The sequence below is a fragment of the Microcystis sp. LSC13-02 genome (genome assembly GCA_002282935.1).
Classification (GTDB): Bacteria; Cyanobacteriota; Cyanobacteriia; order Cyanobacteriales; family Microcystaceae; genus Microcystis.
On sequence record MTBT01000330.1, the window covers coordinates 15,064 to 18,260 of the forward strand.

At 43.9% G+C, this 3,197-nt stretch carries 4 protein-coding genes; 2 read left to right on the forward strand and 2 right to left on the reverse strand.

What is annotated here, in order from left to right; all coding sequences use genetic code 11:
- Window positions 1–145 precede the first annotated feature (145 nt).
- Window positions 146–361: a hypothetical protein gene (locus BGL89_RS20570; protein WP_002737387.1), complete on the forward strand. Its 216-nt coding sequence runs from the start codon at window positions 146–148 to the stop codon at window positions 359–361.
- 23 nt (window positions 362–384) lie between these two features.
- Window positions 385–897, forward strand: coding sequence for a TolB family protein (locus tag BGL89_RS20575; RefSeq protein ID WP_286827396.1), 513 nt, complete (start codon window positions 385–387; stop codon window positions 895–897).
- A gap of 7 nt (window positions 898–904) precedes the next feature.
- Here BGL89_RS20575 and BGL89_RS20580 read toward each other — a convergent pair whose 3' ends face one another.
- The gene (locus BGL89_RS20580; protein ID WP_286827398.1) at window positions 905–2,248 is read right to left on the reverse strand and encodes a DUF3370 domain-containing protein; all 1,344 of its coding nucleotides are present in this window, start codon (window positions 2,246–2,248) and stop codon (window positions 905–907) included.
- Window positions 2,249–2,294: 46 nt separating this feature from the next.
- Window positions 2,295–2,711: a DM13 domain-containing protein gene (locus BGL89_RS20585; RefSeq protein WP_286827397.1), complete on the reverse strand. Its 417-nt coding sequence runs from the start codon at window positions 2,709–2,711 to the stop codon at window positions 2,295–2,297.
- Window positions 2,712–3,197: the final 486 nt, after the last annotated feature.

Sequence of the window (3,197 nt, forward strand, 5' to 3'; positions counted from 1 at the left end):
TAGTAGGTTCGGTTCAGACATAATCGTGTAAGACCTAAGTAAGGGAAACCAGAAAGGGCTGTGATGAGCTTCGAGAATCCTCACGCCTTTAGGCCCAGGAGTGTCAAAATGGGATTTGTAATTAAGCTTGTTGGGAGCCTGAGCTATGACTAACCCGAATTCGATCGAACAGCTATCGCAGGAATTACTCGATCTAGACCAAGTAGATGCCGATACTGGGGCAGATTTGCGGCAAAAAGCCCAAGAAATCCTCGCTGAAACCAGTATTGACCTGCCGATTCGAGAAGCGATCGCTGATAGTCTTAGTCAAGGCAATCAACTACTTACCCTCAAAACCGTCGGCAAGGAAGAAAGTTACTAGCACATTTGGGGTCAAAAGTCAAGATGAAAGAAAAAAATTTTTTTGTCTGGCTGGGGCGATTTTTGGCCTCTTTTGGGCTGTTGTCGGGGATAAGTGGCTGTAATTCCCCTCTCTTGATCACTCCTCAAGTTCCCGCCGGTGGTTTAAATAGTTTTGCTCCCGATCAATTCCCCAGTTATAGTGCTGATGGTCGCTATTTAGCCTTCGCTTCCGATCGCTCCGGTCGTCGTAGTATATATTTATTCGATCTGCAAGAAAAGCGCTTAGTTAATCTCCCTAACCTAAATCGTGGCGATTCTAGCCAAGATCAGCCATCTCTGAATGCTGACGGTCGTTTAATTGCCTATGTCTCCAGCGAACGCGGCAAAAGTGATGTCATGGTTTATGATCGTTCCCTGTCCCGTGCAACCCTGTTAACCGCTAACCTGCGGGGAAGCGTCCGTAATCCCACCATTAGCGGTGATGGTCGCCAAATTGCCTTTGAAACCAACCAAGACGGTCAATGGAATATTGCGATCGTTAACGGCCAATTTTAAACTTGTTCTACTCGGTCTTAATCGTTAAGACCTGCGGAGGAGTTGCATCTGGTGGATATAAAAAATTTACCTGTACTATATGCCAATCCCCTGGAGGAATAGTCAGAGTCACTAAAGGTTGCCCCTCTTGTCCGCGTCTTTGGACGAGATGGAAAAATCTCCTTTGTGCCTGTCCCTGGTCATCGCTATAATTGACGGCTACCGTTCCTCGAAAAAACACTTGTGGGGCAGCTGGATCGAGAAAACGCAAACCCTGCCGAATAATATCCTCTTTAATCGGTGTTGCTAGCGCAATAGTCACTGTTTTCGCCTCATCACTGCGATTAAATAGAGGTAAACTTAACCTATATTCCACACCGTAATTACCATGAGCTTGATAGGCCGTATCGGGATAGCGGACTAACATGGTAGCACTTTGATTTTGTTCCGTTCCCAGTTTGCCTCCGGGTAGGGTGCTAATCCCATAGGCTATAGATTGACCAGAATCAGGAATATTTAACCATAAAGAAGCTCGATCGACCAATCGGGCCAGCCAAGCTGAACCTTGGGACACCCCCGCTACCCGTCCATAAATTATCTGTCCTTGACTATTGGGAGGAGTGGGCGCTCGATCCCGCGGAGTCGATAAATCGCCTTTTTCTAGCAAATTTTCCCATTCTGTCAGATTTGGTGGTCTTTCCGTCCCATTTTCATCTAAAGGTGCATAAAGAGCTAAACTAGCAGCGTAGAGAAGACCGTCACTTTCCAGACGGAGATAAGTGGATCTACCGTTTAAAGGGGGAGTCAAATCGCGCACGGGAATCGCTGCATTTAAGACCATAAAACTTTCCCCGGGGGGAATAATAATCCGATCGGGAAAAATATCCTGACGCTGCCCCATTAAAATATCTGTCATTACCCGACTTCCCGGCCCAGCAAAAACCGTCCCCTGATTATTTTCCACTTGTGCAGGTAAATCGATAAAAGCTGCATCGGGTTGACTCAAATAACTAGCCCCCTGCAAAATTGTAACAGTCACGGGATTAGGACTGGGATTGTGGAGTAATATACCCAGATAAAGGGTGCGTAAATTATCGGGAAAATTCCCCCTCGCTATATGGTGGGCAAAAATATCAAAGCGTCCCTGAAAAGCATAATTTAAATGGGCTGAGGGGAAACTTTTCTCTTGGGGGGGGAAAGTCGAAAGCAAAATCCCTTCTCCTAGCAATAATTCGGGACTATTGCTATTAAAAACGGGAACTTGATCTAGTTGATTCGGTAAAGGACGCACCTGCACCGGTCGAATTATTTCTACACTAGGGGGAGTTTGGGCAATGGGTAGCAAAAAAGGTAACATTAGAGAAATTACCATCACGAGATAGTCAGTTTCCCATAATAACACTGCCTTTCTCGATCGTTTATTTCAAGGTTGCTGCCCCATAGATAACATTATTCTGACGATCCCAAATCGCCACAGATTTATAGATATCGGGATTAAAATCCCCGGGAAGAATATATCTTTGTTCTCCTTGTAAGCGCAGTAAGGGAGAAACGGTAAAATAAGTCTCATTAGGGACAGGAGCATTTTTTAAATCCTCGGATACCGATAAAATGACGAATAAATCGGCTCCCTCTTGGGTACGAAATCTTCTGCCAAAATCAATAAATAGTCGTCCGTTTCTTTCCCGAATTAAGCGCACATCACCGGAAGTTTTTCGCTCAATTGTTTGAAAATTACCTGATTTTATTAGTTCGCCCTTATTGCCGAGAGCGATTAGGTTGAGCTTGGGGTTAATAACATCAGCCTGTACGGGAATGCTAGTAGTTATAGGCACAGCAAAAAGTGCCGACAGAAGAGCGGATGCTAACAATTTATTTTTGTGGAACATAGCTATTGGAGCGTAGATTTAAGCAATGGATTTTCGGCTATCTCATCGGAAGGGCAAATATTATCTTCCTTGATAGTAACGAAAACTTCTTTGATACTATCCTGTTTATCTATATCCTAGGGAATTAGTTAATATTTTTTTCTGTTTCTCGCCAGAGATTATAAATTTGGCTCTCTTGGGTTAGTCGGGTAAAATGTATCACTGAATACATTTTATTATTCCCTATTTGCCAGAAGAGAAGGATGAACCACAAAGACACAAAGGACACAGAGAATAACTAGCGATCGATTAATCAAACTTATCACACGAAAGACAAGAGAGCCATAAATTTTTGTTATAGGAGAGAGCGAGTTGGTTAGGACAAATGCCTTAAGGCTTTACTCACCGCATCCACGAGGTTTTCACTATCATTGATAATCTGACTAACATAGT

Excerpts from the sequence above, each read along its gene's own strand:
- BGL89_RS20580 (WP_286827398.1), bottom strand. The coding sequence starts at position 2,248 with ATGGTAATTTCTCTAATGTTACCTTTTTTGCTACCCATTGCCCAAACT.
- BGL89_RS20575 (WP_286827396.1), top strand. The coding sequence starts at position 385 with ATGAAAGAAAAAAATTTTTTTGTCTGGCTGGGGCGATTTTTGGCCTCT.
- BGL89_RS20570 (WP_002737387.1), top strand. The coding sequence starts at position 146 with ATGACTAACCCGAATTCGATCGAACAGCTATCGCAGGAATTACTCGAT.